This is a genomic window from Mesorhizobium sp. M1A.T.Ca.IN.004.03.1.1 (assembly GCF_003997555.1).
Lineage (GTDB): Bacteria > Pseudomonadota > Alphaproteobacteria > Rhizobiales > Rhizobiaceae > Mesorhizobium.
Window position 1 is genome coordinate 1 of sequence record NZ_RZTV01001192.1, and the last position, 231, is coordinate 231.

At 69.7% G+C, this 231-nt stretch carries 1 protein-coding gene; it reads right to left on the reverse strand.

Annotation, left to right across the window (positions count from 1 at the left end; translation table 11 throughout):
• Window positions 1-231 (reverse strand): hypothetical protein (locus EOD29_RS36455; RefSeq protein ID WP_164764130.1); only part of this gene is annotated, 231 nt, incomplete at both ends.

Consider the following 231-nt stretch of genomic DNA (forward strand, 5'->3'; position numbering starts at 1 on the left):
GCTTGCGGGGACCTTCGCGTCGGCCGGGCGCTCGCGCAGCGCCTCGGCGATGACGGCGCAGAAAACGAGGTGGCCGGCATCTCTTTCGCTGTGGCGCACGATGGCCGGAAATGGGCCGAATAGGTCGTCCTTCAACGCATAACGTTCCGCGGAGAGCGCCAGCCAGCGCGCCAGCACGTCCTCGTCCTGGGCGAGTTCGTCCGGGCGGATGGGCAGAGGCGGCGCCAGGAG